This window comes from Sphingomonas astragali (assembly GCF_051400615.1).
Classification (GTDB): domain Bacteria; phylum Pseudomonadota; class Alphaproteobacteria; order Sphingomonadales; family Sphingomonadaceae; genus Sphingomonas.
In genome coordinates, this window is the sequence record NZ_JBLFFH010000002.1 from 1,190,045 (window position 1) to 1,210,899 (window position 20,855).

General features: G+C 70.2%; 22 protein-coding genes. 13 read left to right on the plus strand and 9 right to left on the minus strand.

Annotation, left to right across the window (positions count from 1 at the left end):
• The first annotated feature begins 3 nt into the window (after positions 1 to 3).
• Positions 4 to 1,128 carry a succinyl-diaminopimelate desuccinylase gene (dapE, locus tag ACMGER_RS13690; protein ID WP_436812687.1) on the plus strand — a complete coding sequence of 375 codons (1,125 nt, stop codon included), beginning with the start codon at positions 4 to 6 and terminating at the stop codon, positions 1,126 to 1,128.
• On the opposite strand, the gene ACMGER_RS13695 is transcribed toward dapE, so the two are convergent.
• The 4 genes from ACMGER_RS13695 to ACMGER_RS13710 form a co-directional block, all read right to left on the minus strand.
• On the minus strand, positions 1,089 to 2,771 hold the full coding sequence (locus tag ACMGER_RS13695; RefSeq protein ID WP_436812688.1) for a putative bifunctional diguanylate cyclase/phosphodiesterase: 1,683 nt from the start codon (positions 2,769 to 2,771) through the stop codon (positions 1,089 to 1,091). The two genes, dapE and ACMGER_RS13695, sit on opposite strands and share 40 nt — an antisense overlap.
• Before the next feature lie 77 nt (positions 2,772 to 2,848).
• Positions 2,849 to 3,337: a Smr/MutS family protein gene (locus ACMGER_RS13700; RefSeq protein WP_436812886.1), complete on the minus strand. Its 489-nt coding sequence runs from the start codon at positions 3,335 to 3,337 to the stop codon at positions 2,849 to 2,851.
• A gap of 25 nt (positions 3,338 to 3,362) precedes the next feature.
• The gene (gene mltA / locus ACMGER_RS13705) at positions 3,363 to 4,637 is read right to left on the minus strand and encodes a murein transglycosylase A (protein ID WP_436812689.1); all 1,275 of its coding nucleotides are present in this window, start codon (positions 4,635 to 4,637) and stop codon (positions 3,363 to 3,365) included.
• Positions 4,638 to 4,724: 87 nt separating this feature from the next.
• On the minus strand, positions 4,725 to 5,399 hold the full coding sequence (locus ACMGER_RS13710) for a Tim44/TimA family putative adaptor protein (RefSeq protein WP_436812690.1): 675 nt from the start codon (positions 5,397 to 5,399) through the stop codon (positions 4,725 to 4,727).
• A 132-nt stretch (positions 5,400 to 5,531) separates the two neighbouring features.
• Here ACMGER_RS13710 and secB point away from each other — a divergent pair, with 132 nt between their 5' ends.
• The 3 genes from secB to trpS all read left to right on the plus strand — a co-directional run bounded on the left by secB (position 5,532) and on the right by trpS (position 8,728).
• On the plus strand, positions 5,532 to 6,044 hold the full coding sequence (gene secB / locus ACMGER_RS13715) for a protein-export chaperone SecB (protein WP_436812691.1): 513 nt from the start codon (positions 5,532 to 5,534) through the stop codon (positions 6,042 to 6,044).
• A 107-nt stretch (positions 6,045 to 6,151) separates the two neighbouring features.
• Complete coding sequence (murJ, locus tag ACMGER_RS13720; RefSeq protein ID WP_436812692.1) at positions 6,152 to 7,711, plus strand: murein biosynthesis integral membrane protein MurJ; 1,560 nt, start codon at positions 6,152 to 6,154, stop codon at positions 7,709 to 7,711.
• A gap of 9 nt (positions 7,712 to 7,720) precedes the next feature.
• On the plus strand, positions 7,721 to 8,728 hold the full coding sequence (gene trpS, locus ACMGER_RS13725; protein ID WP_436812693.1) for a tryptophan--tRNA ligase: 1,008 nt from the start codon (positions 7,721 to 7,723) through the stop codon (positions 8,726 to 8,728).
• 38 nt (positions 8,729 to 8,766) lie between these two features.
• Here the strand turns inward: trpS and ACMGER_RS13730 are convergent, their stop codons facing one another.
• The 4 genes from ACMGER_RS13730 to mutM all read right to left on the minus strand — a co-directional run bounded on the left by ACMGER_RS13730 (position 8,767) and on the right by mutM (position 12,464).
• Entirely contained in the window at positions 8,767 to 9,255 is a 489-nt protein-coding gene (locus ACMGER_RS13730) for a methylated-DNA--[protein]-cysteine S-methyltransferase (protein WP_436812694.1), read from the minus strand.
• Between the two features lie 235 nt (positions 9,256 to 9,490).
• A complete protein-coding gene (dnaA, locus tag ACMGER_RS13735; protein ID WP_436812887.1) occupies positions 9,491 to 10,870 on the minus strand; it encodes a chromosomal replication initiator protein DnaA in 1,380 nt (459 codons plus the stop codon).
• Between the two features lie 427 nt (positions 10,871 to 11,297).
• Positions 11,298 to 11,561 (minus strand): 30S ribosomal protein S20, encoded by a 264-nt coding sequence (gene rpsT / locus ACMGER_RS13740; protein ID WP_436812695.1) that lies wholly within the window; start codon positions 11,559 to 11,561, stop codon positions 11,298 to 11,300.
• A gap of 90 nt (positions 11,562 to 11,651) precedes the next feature.
• Entirely contained in the window at positions 11,652 to 12,464 is an 813-nt protein-coding gene (gene mutM, locus ACMGER_RS13745) for a bifunctional DNA-formamidopyrimidine glycosylase/DNA-(apurinic or apyrimidinic site) lyase (protein WP_436812696.1), read from the minus strand.
• Between the two features lie 60 nt (positions 12,465 to 12,524).
• Here mutM and ACMGER_RS13750 point away from each other — a divergent pair, with 60 nt between their 5' ends.
• The 9 genes from ACMGER_RS13750 to ACMGER_RS13790 all read left to right on the plus strand — a co-directional run bounded on the left by ACMGER_RS13750 (position 12,525) and on the right by ACMGER_RS13790 (position 19,903).
• Complete coding sequence (locus ACMGER_RS13750; protein ID WP_436812697.1) at positions 12,525 to 13,256, plus strand: class I SAM-dependent methyltransferase; 732 nt, start codon at positions 12,525 to 12,527, stop codon at positions 13,254 to 13,256.
• A gap of 154 nt (positions 13,257 to 13,410) precedes the next feature.
• Complete coding sequence (ubiB, locus tag ACMGER_RS13755) at positions 13,411 to 14,943, plus strand: 2-polyprenylphenol 6-hydroxylase (RefSeq protein ID WP_436812698.1); 1,533 nt, start codon at positions 13,411 to 13,413, stop codon at positions 14,941 to 14,943.
• 5 nt (positions 14,944 to 14,948) lie between these two features.
• Complete coding sequence (locus ACMGER_RS13760; protein WP_436812699.1) at positions 14,949 to 16,070, plus strand: hypothetical protein; 1,122 nt, start codon at positions 14,949 to 14,951, stop codon at positions 16,068 to 16,070.
• Entirely contained in the window at positions 16,067 to 17,236 is a 1,170-nt protein-coding gene (coaBC, locus tag ACMGER_RS13765; RefSeq protein WP_436812700.1) for a bifunctional phosphopantothenoylcysteine decarboxylase/phosphopantothenate--cysteine ligase CoaBC, read from the plus strand. Before ACMGER_RS13760 ends, coaBC begins: the two co-directional genes overlap by 4 nt.
• Complete coding sequence (locus ACMGER_RS13770) at positions 17,226 to 18,026, plus strand: alpha/beta hydrolase family protein (protein WP_436812701.1); 801 nt, start codon at positions 17,226 to 17,228, stop codon at positions 18,024 to 18,026. Before coaBC ends, ACMGER_RS13770 begins: the two co-directional genes overlap by 11 nt.
• Positions 18,023 to 18,472: a dUTP diphosphatase gene (gene dut, locus ACMGER_RS13775; protein WP_436812702.1), complete on the plus strand. Its 450-nt coding sequence runs from the start codon at positions 18,023 to 18,025 to the stop codon at positions 18,470 to 18,472. Before ACMGER_RS13770 ends, dut begins: the two co-directional genes overlap by 4 nt.
• Complete coding sequence (locus tag ACMGER_RS13780) at positions 18,469 to 18,867, plus strand: hypothetical protein (protein WP_436812703.1); 399 nt, start codon at positions 18,469 to 18,471, stop codon at positions 18,865 to 18,867. Before dut ends, ACMGER_RS13780 begins: the two co-directional genes overlap by 4 nt.
• Positions 18,864 to 19,616 carry a HesA/MoeB/ThiF family protein gene (locus tag ACMGER_RS13785; protein WP_436812704.1) on the plus strand — a complete coding sequence of 251 codons (753 nt, stop codon included), beginning with the start codon at positions 18,864 to 18,866 and terminating at the stop codon, positions 19,614 to 19,616. Before ACMGER_RS13780 ends, ACMGER_RS13785 begins: the two co-directional genes overlap by 4 nt.
• Positions 19,595 to 19,903, plus strand: a complete 309-nt coding sequence (locus ACMGER_RS13790) for a peroxiredoxin (RefSeq protein WP_436812705.1) — start codon at positions 19,595 to 19,597, stop codon at positions 19,901 to 19,903. The genes ACMGER_RS13785 and ACMGER_RS13790 overlap by 22 nt, the downstream gene beginning before the upstream one ends.
• Here the strand turns inward: ACMGER_RS13790 and galU are convergent.
• Entirely contained in the window at positions 19,900 to 20,769 is an 870-nt protein-coding gene (galU, locus tag ACMGER_RS13795) for a UTP--glucose-1-phosphate uridylyltransferase GalU (RefSeq protein ID WP_436812706.1), read from the minus strand. The genes ACMGER_RS13790 and galU overlap by 4 nt on opposite strands.
• Positions 20,770 to 20,855: the final 86 nt, after the last annotated feature.

A 20,855-nucleotide genomic window follows, 5' to 3' on the forward strand; every position in this document is an offset into this window, starting at 1 on the left:
CCGATGGCCAAGGATCAGGTGGATGTCGTAGCGCTGGCGAAGGCGCTGATCGAGTGCGAAAGCGTGACGCCGGCGCGAGGGACCGTGTTCGACGTGCTGGAGGCGGCGCTGGCGCCGCTCGGCTTCGCGATCGAGCGGTTCGTGGCGGGCGGCGAGGTCGAGAACCTGCTCGCGGTGCGCGGCTCTGGCGGGCGGCACTTCGCCTTCGCCGGCCATCTCGACGTCGTGCCGCCGGGCAACGGCTGGACCAGCGGCCCGTTCGAGGGCGCGATCCGCGGCGACCTCCTCTACGGACGCGGCGCGGTCGACATGAAGGGCGCCATCGCCGCCTTCGTCGCCGCGCTCGCCGCCGCGCCGGCCGAGGGCACCGTCAGCCTGATCGTCACCGGCGACGAGGAAGGCCCGGCGCTCCACGGCACCCGCGCACTGATCGACCGCATGGCCGAGCGCGGCCTGGCGCCCGACCTCTGCCTGGTCGGCGAGCCCACCTCCGCCCAGCGCCTCGGCGACACGGTCAAGATCGGCCGGCGGGGCTCGGTCAACATCTGGATCGACGTGCCGGGGCGGCAGGGCCATGTCGCCTATCCCCATCTCGCCGACAATCCGATTCCCAAGCTGGTGGCCGCGCTGGCGGAGATCGATGCGGTGGTGCTCGACCACGGCAGCGAATGGTTCCAGCCCTCGAACATCGAGCCGACCGACCTTATCGTCGGCAACCCGGCGACCAACGTCATCCCCGGCGCCGCCTCGGCCCGGCTCAGCATCCGCTTCAACGACCAGCAGCGCGGGGAGGATCTGGTCGAGCTGATCCGCCGCATCGTCCATTCGCAGGCGCCGGAGGCCGAGGTGCGGGCGATGATCTCGGGCGAGGCGTTCCTGACGCCGCCCGGCACCTTCTCGACGATGGTCTCCGACGCGATCGAGGCGCAGCTGGGCCTCCGCCCGGAGCTCAGCACCACCGGCGGCACCTCCGACGCGCGCTTCCTCTCGAAGCTGTGCCCGACGGTCGAGTTCGGATTGGTCAACGCGACGATGCACAAGCTCGACGAGGCGGTCGCGCTCGCCGACCTCCGCGCGCTGTCGGCGGTCTACGCCGACATCCTCCAGCGGGCGCTGTCCTCGCCCTGAACCCAGGCGAGGAAGGCGGCCTCGTCCATCGGCGGCGCGACCACATAGCCCTGGATCACGTCGCAGCCGAGCACGCGCAGCACATTGGCCTGGGCATCGTCCTCGATCCCCTCGGCGACCACTTCATAGCCGAGCCCGTGGACCAGGCTGATCACCGCCTGGGCGACCGCGCGCGCGGTCGCCTGCTGCGCGACCAGCTCGGTCAGGCTGCGATCGAGCTTCACCCGGTCGATCGGCAGGTCGCGCAGCCGCGGCAGGTTGGAATAGCCGGTGCCGAAGTCGTCGATCGCGACGGTCGCGCCGTCGGCGCGCAGCGCCTTGATCGCGTCGATCACATCGTCCGAGCAAAGCATCGCCAGCGTCTCGGTCAGCTCGATCTCGAGCAGCGCGGCCGACGCGCGCGCGGTCCGCATCGCATCGCGCAGGCGGCGGAAGAAGGTGGCGTTGTCGAGCTCGCGCGCGCTGATGTTGACCGCCAGCCGCGCGTCGATGCCGAGCGCGCCCCAGCGGGCGATGGTATCGGCGACGCTGTTCACCACCCATTCGCCGATCTCGACGATCAGGCCCGTCTCCTCGGCGCGGCGCAGGAAGCTGCCCGGCAGCCTCAGCTCGCCCGAGGGGTGGCGCCAGCGCAGCAGCGCCTCGGCGGCGACGATCCGCCCCTCGCCGATCGCGATCTGGGGCTGGAACACCAGCGCGAACTGGTCGCGCTCGATCGCAACGCGCAGGTCCGCCTCGAGCTTCGCCCGCCCGGCGATCTCGCTGGCGAGGCTCTCGGTGAAATGCTCGGCGCGGCCGCGGCCCGAGCCCTTGGCATGGTACATGGCGGCGTCGGCCGAGCGCATCAGCTCGGCGAGCGTGGTGCCGTGGTCCGGCCGCATCGCGATGCCGATCGAGGCGCCGACCGCGATCTCCTGGTCGCCGAGGCCGAACGGCTCGCTCAGCGCGAACAGGATGCCGCGGCCGATCCGGTCGGCATCGCCGACGCTGGCGAGCGCCGGGAAGAACATCGTGAACTCGTCGCCGGCAAGACGGCCGATCAGCGGCGCGAGCGCCGCGTTGCGCGGCGCGAAGCGATCGGACACCGCGCGCAGGCGGTTGGCGACCATCGCCAGCAGCTGATCGCCGGTGGCGTGGCCGAGCGTGTCGTTGACGCCCTTGAAGCGATCGAGGTCGATGAAGAAGATCGCCGCCCTCGCCTCCGGTCCGAGCCCGGCGAGGACATGCTCGGCGCTGCGGCGGAAATTGGTGCGGTTGGCGAGGCCGGTGACGGGATCGAACATCGCCAGCTGCTGGACGTTCTCGATATGACTGTGGAGCTGCCGGAACAGCCCGTTCATCGCGGCGGCGAGCGCCGGCACATGCTCGCTCACCTCGTCGGGAACCTCGCTTTCGAGGTCACCGTTTCCCGCCTTGGCGAGTCGCGCGATCGCGGCATCGATCGCCGCGGCCGTGACGCTCACCGTCCGTTCGGCGTACGCCCAGCACATCACGGCGCAAACGATCGCCGGGACCAGCGCCTGGCTGGCGCTCTCGCGATCGACTCGCCCGCCCGACGTCGCGATCAGCGCGAGGATGAACACCACCGCGCCCGCGCACATCGCGAAGGCGATCGCCCGGCTCTTGAGCGAGAAATTCTCCATGTCCCCGTGTGACGCTCGCCCTACATTGTCGAGCGCCCTGCGCTCTGTCCCCATGCGGCGATGATGGCGGCGAAGGGTTAAGAAACTTGTCGTGGCTTTCGTAACACTATGTAAAGTGCGCCGGCCCCGCCGTGCCGCGGATGCGCGCCGCGCACCGCCGCGATGCGGTCGGCATGGCGCGAGGCGGCGAGCCAGTCCCCCACCGCCGCCCGGATCGCGCCGCGCGCGTGCCGTTCGGAGTCCGGGCGCGGCGGCTTGCCGGTGACGAGCAGGATCAGCCGCTCTCCCGCCGCGATCGCGCGATCGAGCGACTGGTCGAGCAGCAGATAGGCCGAATTGAGCCCGTGGCCGTGAAGATCGACGGTCCGATCGGGCACGACCAGCCCACGCGCGAGCCGACGGTCCCAACTCGCGTCGAGCGTTGTGCCGGGCCCCGACGGCTTCGGTTTGGGCGTGGGCACCTGAGCCGGGGGCCTATTCGCGGTCGACGGTTTACGCTGCACCGGCGCCGGAGCGCCGGCGGCCGACGGCGGCGGCGCCGGCCGGAGCGGCCGCACGCTCGCCATCACCCGCCGCCACAGCGCCGCTTCCTCAGCGCTGAGCCGGCGCTCCGCCACCGCTGCCTCCCGCCTGGAGCCGCGCCAACGTGCCTGTCGGCACCAGCAGGAAGGCGGTGCCGCGCGCCGACATGCCGCCGGCGATCGCCCGCGCCTCAGCACCCGCGCCCCAGAAGGTATCGACTCGATTGGCGCCCTTGATCGCCCCGCCGGTATCCTGCGCGATCCACAGGCCGTCGGCATCGGCGCGGTCCATCGACAGGAACACGGGCGCGCCCAGCGGTACGAACTTGGGATCGGCTGCGGCGCTCACCTGCCCCGTCACCGGAACCCCCAGCGCACCGAGCGGCCCCGGGCCGGTCAGCTCGCGGAAGAACACCCAGCTCTTGTTCTCCTCCATGATCGCGCGGCCTTCCTCGGGATGGGCACGCAGCCAGGCCATGATGCCCTGCATCGACGCCTCGCCCGGACCCAGCAGCCCACGCTGGCGCATCAATGCGCCGATGCCGGTATAGTCGCGGCCGTTCTGCCCGTCGTAGCCGATCCGCATCACCCCGCCGTCGGGCAGACGCAGCCGCCCGGAGCCCTGGACCTGGAGGAAGAACAGCTCGACCGGATCGGCCGCCCAGGCGATCTCGAGCCCGCGCCCGGCAAGCGCACCGCGGTCGATCTCGGCGCGCTCGTAGTAAGGCACCAACTTCTGCCCATCCACGCGCCCGCGGATGCGCTTGCCCTTGAGCGTGTCGGAGAAGAGGCCGAGGTCGACCTCGATGATGTCCTTGGGCCGGGCGTAGATCGGCACCTCATAGCCGGGCTGACGCGTACGCGATCCGGCGATCTCGGGCTCGTAATAGCCGGTGGCGAAGGCTTTGCCGTCGGCGACCTGCACCGCCTCGAAATGGCGGTTGAAGACATCGCGTGCATCGCCGTCGCGCGTGCTCGCCGCCGCCTGGCAGGCGGCCGTCCAGTCCTCCGGCCGGGTCAACCCCGACGCATCGGGGCGCCGCGTCAGCACGGGACAGGAGATGCGGAATGCCGCGAGCGCGCGTGCGGCGCCATCGGGCGTGATCGGCAATGCAGCGACCGCCGGCCCGGCGACGACGCCGGCCGCGGCCGCCGTCACGGCACCAGCGGGTGCCGGCGCGGCCGGCTGGGCGACCATCGGGGTCGAGGGAGCGGGCTGGCGCACGGGCAGGTGATCGCCGGGCGCGGCCGGCGGCGCCCTACCCGGACCTTCGCCGGGCGGCACGATCCCGCTCGCGCAGCCGCCGAGCAGCACCAGGACTCCGAACAGAGCTAGTCTACGCACACGCGCCCCTCCCGCTGGCCCTGCGAAGGCAAGGCGCCGATCCTCGGGAGGGATTAGAGGAAACCGCCGGCCTCAGACAAGCCGCGGTCAGGCTTCGTCGGTGTCGGCGAGCTTCCAGTTGGGATCGCCGCTGCGGAGCGTGCGGGTGAAGGTCCACAGCTCGTGCGTCTCGATCGCGTCGGTCAGCGATCCGGCGATCACTGCGCCATCCTTGTCGCGGGTGACGGCGGCGACATCCGAATCGAACCGCACGGTGATCCGCGCGGTGCGGCCCTCGACCTGCGCGTCGGCGATGGCGGCGCGTTCGATGCTGACCAGGCGGTTGTCGAGCACCTCGCCCCTCGCCTCGCGCTCGTCGATCTCGCGCTCGAACGCGGCGCGGACATCGTCCTCGCACAGCCAGCCGAGCGTCTCGCGATCTCCCTTCCAATAGGCTTCGAGGATCATGCGATAGGCACCCTTGGCCCCTTCAAGGAACTGGACGACATCGAAGCCGGGATCGGCCGACACCACCGTGCGCAAGCCGCCCTCGGCGCTGCTCTCGATCGCGCGCGGCGCCGCCTCGCGATGCTCGGGTGTCACGTCGATCGTGCGCGGCATCGCCGGCGCGCTCAGACGCTCCTCGGCCGGCTTCAGCGGGGTCTGCTCATGTCCCGTGCGCTTGCCCAGGACCGAATAGAGCCTGAGCGCAAGGAACGTCGCGACCATGGCGAGGAGAATGACGTAAAACACCGTGCCTCCAAAGCATCGAACGCCCAACATAGGCAAGCGTTGCGTGACATTCAAATCGGACGGTGCGCGCCATTGTCTCGTCCCGCGGCGGCTGCTAGTCGCCACGGCTGTTTTTCGAGGGGCCGGGCCGCCGGCGCCATCTTCCACGAAGGGATTAACGAAATGGCCGAAGAGAGCATGGACGCCGGCATCGGCGAGACGCTCGGCAATGGCGCGGACACCGCCCCGGTCGCGGGCGTGCTGTCGCAATATGTGAAGGATCTCTCGTTCGAGAATCCGAACGCGCCGGCGATCTACCAGAACCAAAGCGCGCCCAAGATCGACGTGAGCTTCAACATCGGCTCGGCGCAGGTCGGCGAGGACGTCTACGAGGTGGTGCTGAAAATCGAGGCGCGTGCCGAGACCGAGAACGGTCAGGTCGCGTTCGTGGTCGACCTGTCCTACGCGGGCCTGTTCGGCCTGCGCAACGTGCCCGCCGAGCAGATGCAGCCGTTCCTGCTGGCCGAGGCGCCGCGCATCCTGTTCCCGTTCGCGCGCCACATCGTCGCCGAGGCGGTGCGCGACGGCGGCTTCCCGCCGCTGATGCTCGATCCGATCGACTTCGGCGCGCTCTACCTCCAGCAGGCGGCCCAGGCCGAGCAGCTCGCCCAGGGCGAGACCGCCGGGCAGGCGTGACTCCCTCGATCCGTTCGCGCTGAGCTTGTCGAAGCGCTGTCTTTCCTTTCCGTCGAAAGAAGTGCAGCCCTTCGACAGGCTCAGGGCGAACGGGGACTAAGCGCCGGATGAATCTCGCACGTTCGCTCGGTTCGGTAGGCGGGCTGACCCTCGTCAGCCGCGTCCTCGCCCTCCTGCGCGATTCGCTTCAGGCGACCTTCGTCGGCGCTGGCTTCGCCTCCGACGCCTTCCTGGTCGCCTTCCGCCTGCCCAACATGTTTCGCGCGCTGTTCGCGGAAGGCGCCTTCTCCTCCGCCTTCATCCCGCTGTTCAACAAGAAGGTGGCCGAGGGCGGCGAGCTCAACGCCGGCCTGCTCTTCGCCGAGCGCGCGCTGGCGCTGCTGTTCCCGATCCTGCTGGTGTTCACGCTCATCCTGATCGCCGCGGCGTGGCCGCTCACCTGGCTGCTGTCGGGCGGGTTCAACAACCCGACGCCGGAGCAGTTCGCCTATGCCGTGACCCTCTCGCGGATCACCCTGCCCTATCTCGCGCTGATCAGCCTGGTGTCGCTGCTCGGCGGCATCCTCAACTCGCTCGACAAATTCTGGGTCAACGCCGCCGCGCCGATCCTGCTCAACGTCGCGATGGTCGTGGGACTGTGGTTCTTCCACGGCGCCGATCCCTATGAGACCGCGCGCGTGCAGGCGATCAGCGTGCCGGTCGGCGGGTTGCTCCAGCTCCTCTGGCTGATGTGGGCGTGCCGCCGGGCGGGCGTGAAACTGCGCCTCGTCGTGCCCCGCATCGACGAGGACGTTCGCGCGCTGTTCCGGCTCATCATCCCCGCCGCGGCCGGCGCCGGCGCAGCGCAGATCAACCTGGTGATCTCGACCGCGCTCGCCGGCGCGCTGCTCGATCCCGGCGCGATCAGCTACATCTACTACGCCGACCGGCTGAACCAGCTCCCGCTCGGGCTGATCGGCATCGGGCTCGGCACCATCCTGCTCCCGACCATCTCGCGCTTGCTGTCGAACGGCAAGGACGGCGAAGCGATGGAGACGCAGAACCGCGGCATCGAGCTGGCGCTGTTCCTGACCTTGCCGGCCACCATCGCGTTCATCGTCGTGGCCGAGCCGATCGTCCGCGGCCTGTTCCAGCACGGCCAGTTCACCGCCGAGGATACGATCAAATGCGGCTGGGCGCTCAGCGCCTTCTCGATCGGCCTCCCCAGCTATGTGCTGGTCAAGGTGCTGACCCCCGGCTTCTACGCGCGTCACGACACGAAGACGCCGGTCCGCTACGCCACCATCTCGATCGGCGTGAACATCGCGCTCAACCTCGCGCTGATCCCGCTGATCGGCCATGTCGGCCCGCCGCTCGCGACCGCCGTCGCCTCCACCATCAACGTCGCGATGCTCTACCGGACGCTCCGCAAGCGCGGCCATTTCGAGAGCGATCAGCGCCTGCGCCGCCGCCTCCCCCGTCTCGCCGTTGCGGCGGTGCTGATGGGCGCGGTGCTGTTCGGCTGCGAGCGGCTGCTCGACCCCTATCTCACCGGCGGCTTCTGGATTCGCCTTGCCGGTCTCACCGCTCTGGTCAGCCTGGGCGTTGCGGCCTATGCGGTCGCCTGCTTCATCACCGGGGCGTTCCGGCTCAGCGACCTCAAGGCGCTGGCCCGCCGCCGAGCCTAGAGGACCATAATGCGCGTCGTTTCCGGCATCCAGCCCACCGGCAATCTCCATCTCGGCAATTACCTGGGGGCGGTGAAGCAGTGGGTACGGATGCAGGACGAGGTCGCGGCCCAGGGCGGCGAGACGATGTATTTCATCGCCGACCTCCATGGCCTCACCCAGTGGATCGATCCCAGGGAGCTCACCGCCAACACGATCGAGATGACGGCGACGATGATCGCCGCCGGCATCGATCCCGAACGCTCGATCCTGTGGAACCAGGCGCGCGTGCCCGCGCACAGCGAGCTCGCCTGGCTGCTCAACAACGTCGCGCGGGTCGGCTGGCTCAACCGGATGACCCAGTTCAAGGACAAGGCGGGCAAGGACCGCGAGGGCGCCAGCGTCGGCCTCTACGACTATCCGGTGCTGATGGCGGCCGACGTGCTGCTCTACAGGACCACGCACGTGCCGGTCGGCGAGGACCAGAAGCAGCATCTGGAGCTCGCCCGCGACATCGCCACCAAGTTCAACACCGACTATGGGGTCGAGCTCTTCCCGCTCCCCGAGCCGATGGTGAGCCAGGAGGCGCCGCGCATCATGAGCCTGCGCGACGCGACGGCGAAGATGTCCAAATCCAACCCGTCGGAGATGTCGCGCGTCCATCTGGTCGATTCGGACGACGACATCTCAGCCAAGTTCCGCAAGGCGAAGACCGATCCCGATCCGCTGCCCGATTCGTTCGATGCGCTCGCCGATCGTCCCGAGGCGCGCAACCTGGTGACGATCTTCGCCGCCCTCGCCGACCGCACGCCGCAGTCGGTGGTCGAGGAATATGCGGGACAGGGCTTCGGCCGGTTCAAGCCGGCGCTGGCGGACCTGGCGGTGTCGGTGCTGGGCCCGATCCGCGAGCGGCTGACCCGCCTGCTCGACGATCGCGCCGCGGTGTCGGCGGTGCTGGCGAAGGGCGCGGAGAAGGCGGCCACGCTCGCCGCTCCGACGCTGAGAGCGGCGCAGGACGCGATGGGCTTGAATCTCTAATCTCCCCTCCCCTTCAGGGGAGGGGCTTAAGCCGGGCCTCAAGCCGCCCCCCGTCCTTCCAACCGCAGCAGCATCGCCTTCGCCTCCAGCCCGCCGGCGAAGCCCGTGAGGGCTCCATTGCTCCCGATCACCCGATGGCACGGCGCTATAATCGAGATCGGGTTGCGCCCATTGGCCGCCCCCACCGCCCGCGAGGCGCTCGGCCGGCCGAGCTGGCGGGCGATCTCGCCATAGCTGCGCGTCTCGCCGAACGGGATCGTCAGCAGCGCCGCCCACACGCTCTTCTGGAAATCGGTGCCGCGGAAATCGAGCGGCAGGTCGAATGCCTTGAGTTCGCCCGCGAAATAGCGATCGATCTGGCGCGCGGCCTCGCACAGCAGCGGATCATCCGCCGCCTCGACCATCGTCCCGAGCGGCACCCGCGCGGGATCGTCACCTTCCCATAATATTGCCGCGAGACCCTTGTCGCTCGCGACCAGCATCAGCTCGCCGACCGGCGAGTCGATCGTCTTGAATGTGTCGACCATCGTTCGTTCCTCCGATTGCATCGTCCGGAACGAGATAGCGGACGGCCGGTCATGCCGCTTCCCGAGGCTTGCGTTCAATCGGTGATCGGCACGGGGCGCCATACCCGTCACCCCGGCGAAGGCCGGGGTCCACCGCGAGGCTGGCTGTGTAGCAAGAGGCTCTTGGATCGAACTTGCGGCATGGTGGACCCCGGCCTTCGCCGGGGTGACGGGCGGGCAGATGGCCGCGACCCTACTACCGCTCCAGCACCCGCATCAGCGCCTTCACCGCGCCGTCGATCTCGGCGTCCTTCGCGCGCAGCTCCTCGATCCGCTTGACCGCATGGATCACGGTCGAATGGTCGCGGTTGCCGAACTTGCGGCCGATCTCGGGCAGCGACCGGGTGGTGAGCCGCTTGGCGAGGTACATCGCGATCTGCCGCGGCCGCGCCACCGCCACCGCGCGGCGGGCGGAGAGCAGGTCGACCGGCTTCAGGTCGAAATGGGCGGAGACCGCCTTCTGGATCTCGTCGATCGTCACGCGCCGCTGCGGCCCGTTGAGCGCCTCCCCCAGCGTCTCGACCGCGAAGTCGAGCGTGATCGGCTGCCCGATCAGCTGGGCATAGGCGACGACGCGGTTGAGCGCGCCCTCGAGCTCGCGCACGCTGCCGGTGATGCGGCCGGTGAGCAGTTCCAGCACCTCCTCCGGCACGCGCGCGTCGGGCATGTCCTCGAGCTTGCGCGCGACGATCGCGCGGCGCAGCTCGGGCTCGGGCGCCTTGATGTCCGCCACCAGCCCCGACTGGAGCCGGCTCAGCAGCCGCGGCTCGATGCCGTCGAGCACGTTGGGCGAGCGATCGCACGCGATCACCAGCCGCTTGCCCGCACTCATGAACTCGTTGACGGTGTGGAAGAACTCCTCCTGCGTCGAGTCCTTGCCGGCGATGAACTGCAGGTCATCGATCATCAGCAGGTCGACCGAGCGCAGCTTCGCCTTGAACGCGTGCGTGTCGCGGTTGCGCAGCGCATGGACGAACTCGAACATGAAGCGCTCGGCCGACATGTAGAGCGCCGCCGCGTCCGGGCACGCTTCGCTGAAGGCATGGCCGATCGCGTGCATGAGATGCGTCTTGCCGAGCCCGGTGGTCGAGTGGAGGTAGAGCGGGCTGAACCGCGGCGTGCCGGGCTCTGCCAGCAGCTTGGCGGCGTTGAAGGCGACGCGGTTCGACTGGTCGACCACGAACCGGTCGAAGGTGAAGCGCGGATCGAAGCTCTGCACCTGCCCGCGCTTGACCGGCGCGCGCTCGGGCAGCTCGGCCGGCGCCGGCGAATCGACCGTCAGTACCCGCTGCGGCCGCGTGTCGCTCAGCGTCTCGATCGAGACCGAGCGCAGCTCCGGCAGGATCGCGCGGAACTCATAGAAGAGCCGGTCGGCATAATGGCTCTTCACCCAGGTCGTCACGAACGCCGAAGGGAAGCCGAGGCGGATGGATTCGGAGTCGCTGCCCTCGATCAGGACCGCGGGCTTGAGCCACTGGTCGAACAGGCGCTGGCCGGCCGAATGGCGGAGGTTCGTTCGCACCCGGTTCCAGGCCTTTGCCACCGCATCGTCCAACCCCTCGCGCCTCAAAGCCATCCCGCTCACGTGCATAAACCCTTTATGTTCTAGGTCGCGGTGCACCCCCGCGCCCCTGTTTTCAGCCGACAAAGCTCCCCACAGCCGGAATCGCCATCCGCCTGCAGAACGCTGGAATGTGAGTGCCGGGACGGCAGATTGCGGCCCGGAAGGACTGTTTAGGTACGTCTGCGTGAGTCGATCAAGCCCGACTCATGTCAAGATTCTGAAATATAGATGTTGACTCACGGATTCCCGTCGGATTTTTTCATTTCTGCTTTCAGGACGGTATCTTAGCCAGAATTTCTCGAAATTCGGTCTCGCGAATCGCGGCGAATCCTGACTTTTCTGTGAAACCTATGTTACAGTGTTCACCTGCTGTTCACGAACGCCGAAAGCCCCGCCGGATGCTTCCCGGCGGGGCTGATCAGGTCCGTCTGAAACAGCGTCAGGCGAGCGCGGCGACGCGCTTGTTGAGGCGGGAGAATTTCCGCGAGGCGGTGTTCTTGTGGAACACGCCCTTCGCCACGCCGCGGGCGAGCTCGGGCTGGACCTCGGCGAGCGCGACGGCCGCGGCGGCCTTGTCGCCGGCGTCGAGCGCGGCCTCGACCTTCTTCACGAAGGTGCGGATGCGGCTCACGCGCGCACCGTTGATCTCCGCGCGACGCTCGTTGCGCCGAATCCGCTTCTTCGCCTGTGGCGTATTCGCCATGTCGTATCCGTTCCTGCTTGTTCCTGGATGCGGCCGGCAGGGCCGCGGAAAGGCGGTGCCCTTAGCGAGACGCCGCCCTTTGGTCAACCGTCAGCGCTGGCATTTCGGGCACCAGAAGGTCGAGCGGCCGCCCTCGACATGGCGCACGACGCTGCCGCCGCATCCGCACGATTCGCCCTCGCGGCCATACACCTTGAACTGCTTGGAGAAATAGCCGAGCTCGCCGTCGGGCCGCGCATAGTCCCGCAGGCTCGAGCCGCCCGCCTCGATCGCGGCCTCCAGCACCTCGTGCACCGCCTGCACCAGCCGCGCGCGTTCGGGCGCGGTGATTCGCCCGCCTGGCCGCGTCGGCGCGATCCGCGCCTCGTAAAGCGCCTCGCAGACATAAATGTTGCCGAGCCCCGCCACCACGCGCTGATCGAGCAGCAGCGCCTTGATCGACGCGATCCGATCCGCGAGCACGCGCGCCAGGTGATCGGCGGTGAACGCCGGCCCCAGCGGCTCCGGCCCGAGCGCCCGGAACGCCGGCCAGTCCGCCAGTTCCCCGGTCGGCACCAGGTCGAGCGAACCGAATCGCCGCGGATCGTTGAGCGCAAGTCGGTGTCCCGCCCCCGTCTCCAGCACGACATGATCGTGCGGCAGCAGCTCCGCCGGATCGACCCGCCAGCGCCCGGACATGCCGAGGTGGAAGACCAGAGTATCGCCGCGATCGGTATCGATCAGGCCATATTTGGCGCGCCGGGAGAGGCCGGTCACCGTCGCGCCGGTCAGCCGCTGCCCCAGATCCTCCGGCATCGGCCGCCGCAGGTCCGGCCTGCGCAGCGTCACCCGGGCGATCCGCTGGCCCTCCAGCACGGGGCGCAGGCCGCGGACGGTGGTCTCGACTTCGGGCAGTTCGGGCATCGTTACTCCATCGATGCCGCGCCTTTGCTTGTCTCGCAGGCTGCGGCTAGAGGGCGGCTCATGCCCGATACCGTCTCCTTCGGCTACGAGGACATCGCCCCCACCGAGAAGACCCGCCGCGTCGGCGAGGTGTTCGCGAGCGTCGCCGGCCGCTACGACCTGATGAACGACGCCATGTCGGGCGGGATGCACCGCTTGTGGAAGGACCGCTTTGTCCGCCGCGTGAAGCCGCGCGCGGGCGAGCAGATCCTCGACATGGCTGGCGGCACCGGCGACATCGCCTTCCGCCTGGCGAGGAGCGGCGCGAGCGTGACGGTCGCCGACATCAACCCGGCGATGCTCGAGGTCGGCATGGAGCGCGCCCAGCAGCGCGGCATGGACGGCCTCGTGTGGACCGAGGCGAACGCCGAGACGCTCCAGTTCCCCGACCGTTTCTTCGACGCCTACACCATCGCCTTCGGCATCCGGAACGTGACCGACATCCCGGCGGCGCTCCGCGAGGCGCATCGCGTGCTGCGGCGGGGCGGGCGTTTCTATTGCCTGGAGTTCTCGACCACGCTGTGGCCGGGATTCGCCGACGCCTACGACGCCTATTCGCACCATCTGGTGCCCAAGCTCGGCAAGCTGCTCGCGAACGATGAGGACAGCTATCGCTACCTGATCGAATCGATCCGGCGCTTCCCCGACATGGCGCGGTTCGAGGCGATGATCGGCGAGGCCGGCTTCGTCCGCACCCATGCCGAGCCGATCCTCGGCGGGCTGGTGGCGATCCATTCGGGCTGGAAGATTTGATGGCGGCCGCAAGATCCTCCCCGGCACGGGGAGGGGGACCATGCGAAGCATGGTGGAGGGGGCCCTCCACCGGCGACTCGCTCGCTGCCTGCCCCCTCCACCACCGGCCTGCGGCCGGCGGTCCCCCTCCCCGTGCCGGGGAGGATTTTGATATATGACCCACCCAGTCATCCACCTCTGGCGCCTGCTCAAATGGGGCCGCATCGCCGCGCGCCACGGCGCGCTGCGCGGCATCGAGCAGGACCCCAACACCCCGCCGCCGGTGCGCCGGCTCGCCCGCATCGCCCGCTTCGGAGCGCGGGTGCCGACGGTGCCGCGCTACGCCGACGCCTTCCAGGCGATCGGCCCCGCCGCGATCAAGCTCGGCCAGACGCTCGCCACCCGTCCCGACCTGGTCGGCGAGGAGGCCGCGCGCGACCTGATGCGCCTCCAGGACGCGCTGCCCCCGGTCCCGTTCGAGGCCGCCTGCCGGGTGATGGAATCGAGCCTCGGCCGCCCGGTCGGCGAGCTGTTCGCCAGCATCGAGGACGTGCCGATCGGCGCCGCCTCGATCGCGCAGGTCCACCGCGCCGTCACCACCGACGGCCGCCGGGTCGCGGTCAAGGTGCTGCGCCCGGGCGTCGAGGCCGAGTTCACCAGGGCGATCGACACCTATGAATGGGCGGCCGCCCAGGTCGAGGCGATGGGCGGCGAGGCGGCGCGGCTGCGCCCCCGCCTCGTCATCGCCACCTTCAAGCGCTGGACCGCGCGCGAGCTCGACCTGCGCCGCGAGGGCGCCTCGGCCAGCGAACTCGCCGAGGGGATGCAGGCCGAGCCCGACTTCGTCGTCCCGGCGATCGACTGGCAGCGCACCTCGGGCAAGGTGCTGACGCTCGAGTGGGTCGACGGCATCAAGCTGTCGGACCGCGAGGCGCTGATCGCCGCCGGCCATGACCCGAAGCTGCTCGCGGGCAAGCTGGTGCGCGCCTTCCTGCGCCAGGCGATCGCGGAGGGTTTCTTCCACGCCGATCTTCACCAGGGCAATCTGTTCGCGCTGCCCGGCGACCGCATCGCCGCGATCGACTTCGGCATCATGGGCCGGATCGACCGGCGTGCGCGGGTGTGGCTGGCCGAGATCATCTACGGCCTCATCACCGGCAACTATCGCCGCGTCGCCGAAATCCATTTCGAGGCGGGCTATGTCCCCCCGCACCACAATGTCGCCGAGTTCGCCACCGCGCTGCGCGCGGTCGGCGAGCCGATGCGCGGGCTGCCGGTCAAGGACATGTCGGTCGGCCAGATGCTCGACGGGCTGTTCAACATCACCCGCGACTTCGACATGCAGACGCAGCCGCACCTCCTGCTGCTCCAGAAGACGATGGTGGTGGTGGAAGGCGTCGCCACCGCGCTCGATCCCGACATCAACATGTGGGAGGTCTCCGAACCCTTCGTCGGCGAATGGATCAGGACCGAGTTGGGCCCCGAGGCGGCGCTCGCCGACCGGCTGGTCGAGGATCTGCGCACCCTCGCCCGCCTGCCCGACCTCATCCGCAACATCGAGCGCCGCTATCCGCCGCCGGGCGGCGCCCCCCCCGCCCCGCCGCTGCGCGAGATCGAGGTGGTGCGGGTCGGCGGCGGCTGGCGCTACGTTGCGGTCGCCGCGCTCTCGGCGGCGGCAGGCGCAGGGGTGATGTGGTGGCTGGGCTGAGTATTATGCCACGCGCTAAGCCCCGTCCCCTCCCCCCTCTCTGGCTCGCCCATTCGAGCCGGTTCGCCGGCCTGTCGCGGCGGCGTGCGCTCTGGGTGGTCGCGGCGCTCGTGGTGCTGATCGCGGCGAGCCTCACCGCGCTGGCCGCGCCCCTGCCTTCGCCCGACGACGGCCAGCGCCTCAATGCCTTGGGTCCGCTTGCGCTCTACGAGAGCGTGATCGACGGGCTACGCGCGGGCGGCGACTATTACCAGCTCACCGCGGATGCCCTGCGCGCCGGAGGCTATCCATTGCGGCCGTTCACCGCCTTCCGCCTGCCCGCGCACAGCATTCTGCAGGCGGAGCTGCCGCGCCTGGCGGCGGTCGGGCTGCTCGGATTGCTCGCGGTCGCGGTGGCGGCCGCCTGGTGGGTGCGGCTCAGCCGGGCGCTGCCGCGGACGCCCGCGCGGCTCTCGGCGGTCGTCCTGCTGGCCGGCGGGCTCGCCACCTTCGTCAACACCGACCTCATCGCTCTCCATGAACTATGGGCGGCGCAGCTGGTCGCGCTGTCGCTGGCGCTGCGCACGCCGACGCGCTGGCTGGCCCCCGTCGCGATCGCGCTGCTCGCGATGCTGGTGCGCGAGACGGCGGCGCTCTACGTGCTGGTGATGGCGGGCATGGCGCTGATCGAGCGCCGGCGCGGGGAAGCGTTCGGCTGGCTCGGCGCGCTCGTCATCTTCGCCGCCGCACTGGTCGCCCATGCCTATGGGGTAGCGCAGGTCATGGGGCCGCTCGACCCCGCGGTCACCGACTGGGCGGGGATGCTCGGCTTCGGCTTCTTCGTGCATTCGGTCGCGGCGGTAACGGCGCTTCAGCTGCTGCCGCTGGCGGTCGCGGGGCCGCTGGTGGCGCTGGCGCTGTTCGGCTGGGCCTGCTGGCGCGACCCGCTGGCGCTGAGGGCGCTCGCGACCTTCTCGGCCTATGCGCTCGCGCTCGGCCTGTTCGTCCAGCCCGACAGCTTCTATTGGGGGCTGATGGTTGCGCCCATGATCCTCGTCGGCCTGGCGTTCGCGCCCGACGGGCTGCGCGATCTCGCCCATGCGCTGCTCGACAGGCGCCGCGTCCGCGTCCAGAGGATAGCGCCATGAGGCGCATCCTGCTCATCGTCGGCGGCGGCATCGCGGCCTACAAGGCTTGCGAGCTCGTCCGGCTGATCCGCAAGGCGGGGATGCGCGTCACCTGCGTGCTGACCGAGGGCGGGCAGCATTTCGTGACCCCGATGACGCTGGCGGCGCTCAGCGAGGACCAGGTCTACACGACGCTCTGGGACCTCAAGGACGAGGCCGAGATGGGCCATATCCAGCTCAGCCGCCAGGCCGACCTGATCGTCGTCGCGCCCGCCACCGCCGACCTGATCGCGCGCATGGCCGCGGGCATCGCCGACGACCTCGCCACCACCTTGCTGCTGGCGACCGACAAGCCGGTGCTGGCCGCCCCGGCGATGAACGTCAGGATGTGGCAGCACGCCGCCACGCGCCGCAATGTCGCCACGCTGCGCGCCGACGGCGTGACGGTGATGGAGCCCGACGAAGGACCGATGGCGTGCGGCGAATACGGCCCCGGCCGGCTGCCCGAGCCGGAGGCGATCCTCGCCGCGATCGAGCGGCACTTCGCCGGCCCGGGTCCGCTCGCCGGCAGGCATGTCGTCGTCACCGCCGGCCCGACCCACGAGCCGATCGATCCGGTCCGCTACATCGCCAACCGCTCGTCGGGGAAGCAGGGCTTCGCCATCGCCGGCGCGCTCGCCGAGCTGGGCGCGCGGGTGACGCTGGTCGCCGGGCCGGTGACGCTCGCGACGCCGGCCGGGGTCGAGCGCGTCGACGTGGAGACCGCGCGCGAGATGGCCGACGCGGTCGAGGCGGCGCTGCCGGCGGATGCCGCGGTGCTGGTCGCCGCCGTCGCCGACTGGCGCGTCGAGCCCGCCGCGCACAAACTCAAGAAGGGCGACGGCCCGCCCGCGCTTGCGCTCTCGTCCAATCCCGACATCCTCGCCACGCTGGCGGTGCACCCGCAGCGTCCTCGGCTCCTGATCGGCTTCGCGGCCGAGACCGAGCGCGTCACCGATCGTGCCGCCGAGAAGCGCACGCGCAAGCGGGTCGACTGGATCGTCGCCAACGACGTCTCCGGCGACGTGATGGGCGGCGACCGGAACACGGTGCATCTTGTCACCGCCGACCGGATCGAGGACTGGGAACCCATGACCAAGGAGGATGTCGCCCATCGCCTGGCTCAACGGATCACCGATGCGCTATAGCTTCGTTCCTCTCCTGCTGCTTGCCGCCTGTGCGCCGAAGCCGATGTCGTCCGGCGCCGCGCCGGCGCAGCCGACGCTCCATACCGAGACGTTTGGCAAGACGCCGCGCGACGCGGTGCGCACGCTGATCGTCGTCCTCCACGGCGACGCGCCGGCCGCGCCGCCCTCCTATCAATATGCCGCCGCCCGCACCTTCGCCGCCGCAGTGCCGGAGAGTGCCGTGGTCGCGGTGCTCCGTCCCGGCTACAGCGACGCCGACGGCCATCGGTCGCCGGGCGAGCGCGGCCTCACCACCGGCGACAACTACACCGCCGACCGCATCGCCGCGGTGGCGCAGACGATCGCCGCGCTCCGCCAGCGCTATCCGAACGCCCGCACCATCCTGGTCGGCCACTCAGGCGGTGCGGCGATCGCCGCCGACCTCGCCGGCACCCGCGGCCGGCTCGTCGACGGACTGGTGCTGGTCGGCTGCCCCTGTATGCTCGACGAGTTCCGCGCCGGCATGGAGAAGCGCATCCCCGAGGCGCCGTTCGAAGCGCCGGTCGACAGCCTCGATCCGTTGAAGACGGTGGGCGGCATCCCCTCCGACACCCGTACCGCGATCATCGTCGGCGCCAGGGACGAGATCGCCCCGCCGGCGCTCTCGCGCGGCTATGCCGAGGCGCTGGCGCTGCGCGGCATCGCCACCGATTTCCGCATCGTCCCCGACAAGGGCCACGAGATCCTCGACGATCCCGAGGTGATCGCGGCGCTCCGGCGGCTCGCCGCATCGCTGCCGAGGCGGCCGTGAGCCTCGCGCCGATCCGCATTGCGCTCAAGCGCCTGCCGCATGGCGAGGACCTGCCGCCGCCCGCCTATGCCACCGACGGCGCGGCGGGAATGGACGTGGTTGCGGCCGAGGCGCTGACGCTCGCGCCCGGCCAGCGCCATGCGGTCGCGACCGGCTTCGCGATGGCGATCCCGCCCGGCTACGAGGTCCAGGTCCGCCCGCGGTCGGGCCTCGCGCTCCGCCATGGGGTCACCTGTCTCAATACCCCGGGAACGATCGACAGCGACTATCGTGGCGAGGTAAAGGTGATCCTAGCCAATCTCGGTGACGCTCCGTTCACGATCGCGCGCGGAGACAGGATCGCGCAGCTCGTCCCAGCCCCCGTCCAGCCCGCCATGCTCGACGAGGTCACCAGCCTCGACGAGACCGCGCGCGGGGACGGAGGCTTCGGATCGACCGGACGATGAGCATCGCCCCCGCCCTCCTCCTCCTGTCCCTCGCGCTCGCGCAGCAGCAGCAGCTGCCCGGCGGCGGCACGCTGGACTGGGACCGGCTGTCGCCGCTGCCGTGGCGCACGCCGCCGCAGATGACGGCCGACCTCAGCCAGTTCGTCGAAGACGAGGTGCAGGCGAAGCGCTGCAACCCGCCCAAGCGGACCGACGGCAAGGCCGCGGTGGATGTCGACGTCGCGGTGCTGGTGCGCGCCGACGGCACGGTGCGCGTCGCGGTGCCGCGCGCGATCGACTGCCCCACGGTCGAGCAGTTCGCCGCCGGCCTCGTCACCAGCTTCGCCCGCAACAACCTCCGCGCGGCGCCGGAGGGCTGGTATCGCGCCACCGTCACCTTCGCAGTAGGGCAATGACCCTCACCGACGCCGAGCTCGACCGCTACGCTCGGCACATCGTGCTTCGCGAGTTCGGCGGTGCCGGGCAGATGCGGCTCCGCACCGCGCATGTCGCGCTGATCGGCGCCGGCGGCATCGGTTCGCCGGCGATCCAGTATCTCGCCGCCGCCGGCGTCGGACGATTGACGGTGATCGACGACGATGCGGTCGACCTAGCCAATCTTCAACGCCAGACGCTGTTCGGCACCGGCGACATCGGCCGGACGAAGGTCGAGGCCGCCGCGGACGCGGCGGCACGGCTCAACCCGCATGTCGAACTGCTTCCCCTTCACGAACGGATCGATACGGACAATGCCGAACGGCTGCTCGCCGGCGCGGACGCGATCCTCGACGGCAGCGACAGCTTCGCGACGCGCGGCGCGGTCGCCGATGCGGCGCTGCGCCTGCGCGTCCCGCTGGTCTCGGCCGCGGTCGCGCAATTCGAGGGGCAGCTCGCCGTCTATCGCGGCTGGGAGGCCGGCAAGCCCTGCTACCGCTGCCTGGTCGGCCACCCCGAGGACCGCCCGGAGGAAAGCTGCGCCGAAGCCGGCGTGCTCGGCGCCCTCGCCGGCGTGATGGGCAGCCTCGCAGCGCTGGAAGCGATCCGCGCTGTCGCCCCGTTCGGCGACGACCCTGCCGGCAAGCTGCTGCTGGTGGACGCGCTGTCGCTGCGCGTCCGCACGGTGGCACTGCCCAAGGACCCCGGATGCCCGACGTGCGCGGCCTGACCGTCGTCGTCACCACCGCCGATCCCGAGCGCTGGCGCGCCGCGCTGATGCTGGCGAGTGCCGAGGCCGCGCTCGGCGGACGCGTGCGCGTCTATTGTCACGAAGCCGCGGTGACGCTGCTGGCGCGCTCGGAGCTGGTCGACACGGCGCTGGAGCTGGGCGTCGCCCTGATCGCCTGCCAGACCGGCCTCGCCGCCCACGCGCTGCCGCTCCCCGACTTCGCCGAGGCCGGCGGCCTCGTCAGCCTGCTCGCCGACCTGGCCGAGGATCGGCTGGTGACGGTTTAGCCGATCAGCTCGCGCGCGAACCCGCGCACCGCGGGGCCGATGTCGTCGCGGGCGAGCGCCAGCGCCAGGTTCGCCTGGATGAAGCCCGCCTTGTCGCCGCAATCGAAGCGCTGCCCGGCGAAGGTGACGCCGTGGAACGGCTGCTCGCCGATCATCCGCGCCATCGCGTCGGTGAGCTGGATCTCGCCGCCCGCCCCTTTCTCCTGTCCTTCAAGCACACGCATCACCTCCGGCTGGAGGATGTAGCGTCCGATCACGGACAGGTTGGACGGCGCGGTGCCGGACGCCGGCTTCTCGACCAGCCCCTTCACCTCGGTCAGCGCCCCGTCGCGCGCGCCCGGCGTGATGATGCCGTACATGTGCGTCTGGTCGTCGGGCACCTCCTGCGCGCAGATCAGGTTGCCGCCGACGCGATGATAGGCGTCGACCATCTGCCTGAGGCATCCCGGCTCCCCCACCATCAGATCGTCGGCGAGCAGCACCGCGAACGGCTCGTCGCCGACGATGTCGCGCGCGCACCACACCGCATGGCCGAGCCCGAGCGGCTCCTGCTGCCGGACATAGGCGACCGCGCCCGGCTCGAGCCGCGTCGGCTCCAGTATCTCCAGCGACTTGCCGCGGCCGCTCATCGTCGTCTCGAGCTCATAGGCGATGTCGAAATGGTCCTCGATCGCGGTCTTGCCGCGGCCGGTGACGAAGATCATCTGCTCGATGCCGGCTTCCAGCGCCTCGTCGACCGCGTACTGGATCAGCGGCCGGTCGACGATCGGCAGCATCTCCTTGGGCATCGCCTTGGTCGCGGGCAGGAAGCGGGTGCCGAGCCCGCCCACGGGAAACACGGCCTTGCGCAGCGGCTTGATGGTCAATGGAGGTCCCCGAAGAGTTGCGGTCATCCCCTATTCCAACCGTCATCCCGGCGGAAGCCGGGATCCAGGGCCAAACAGGACATCGC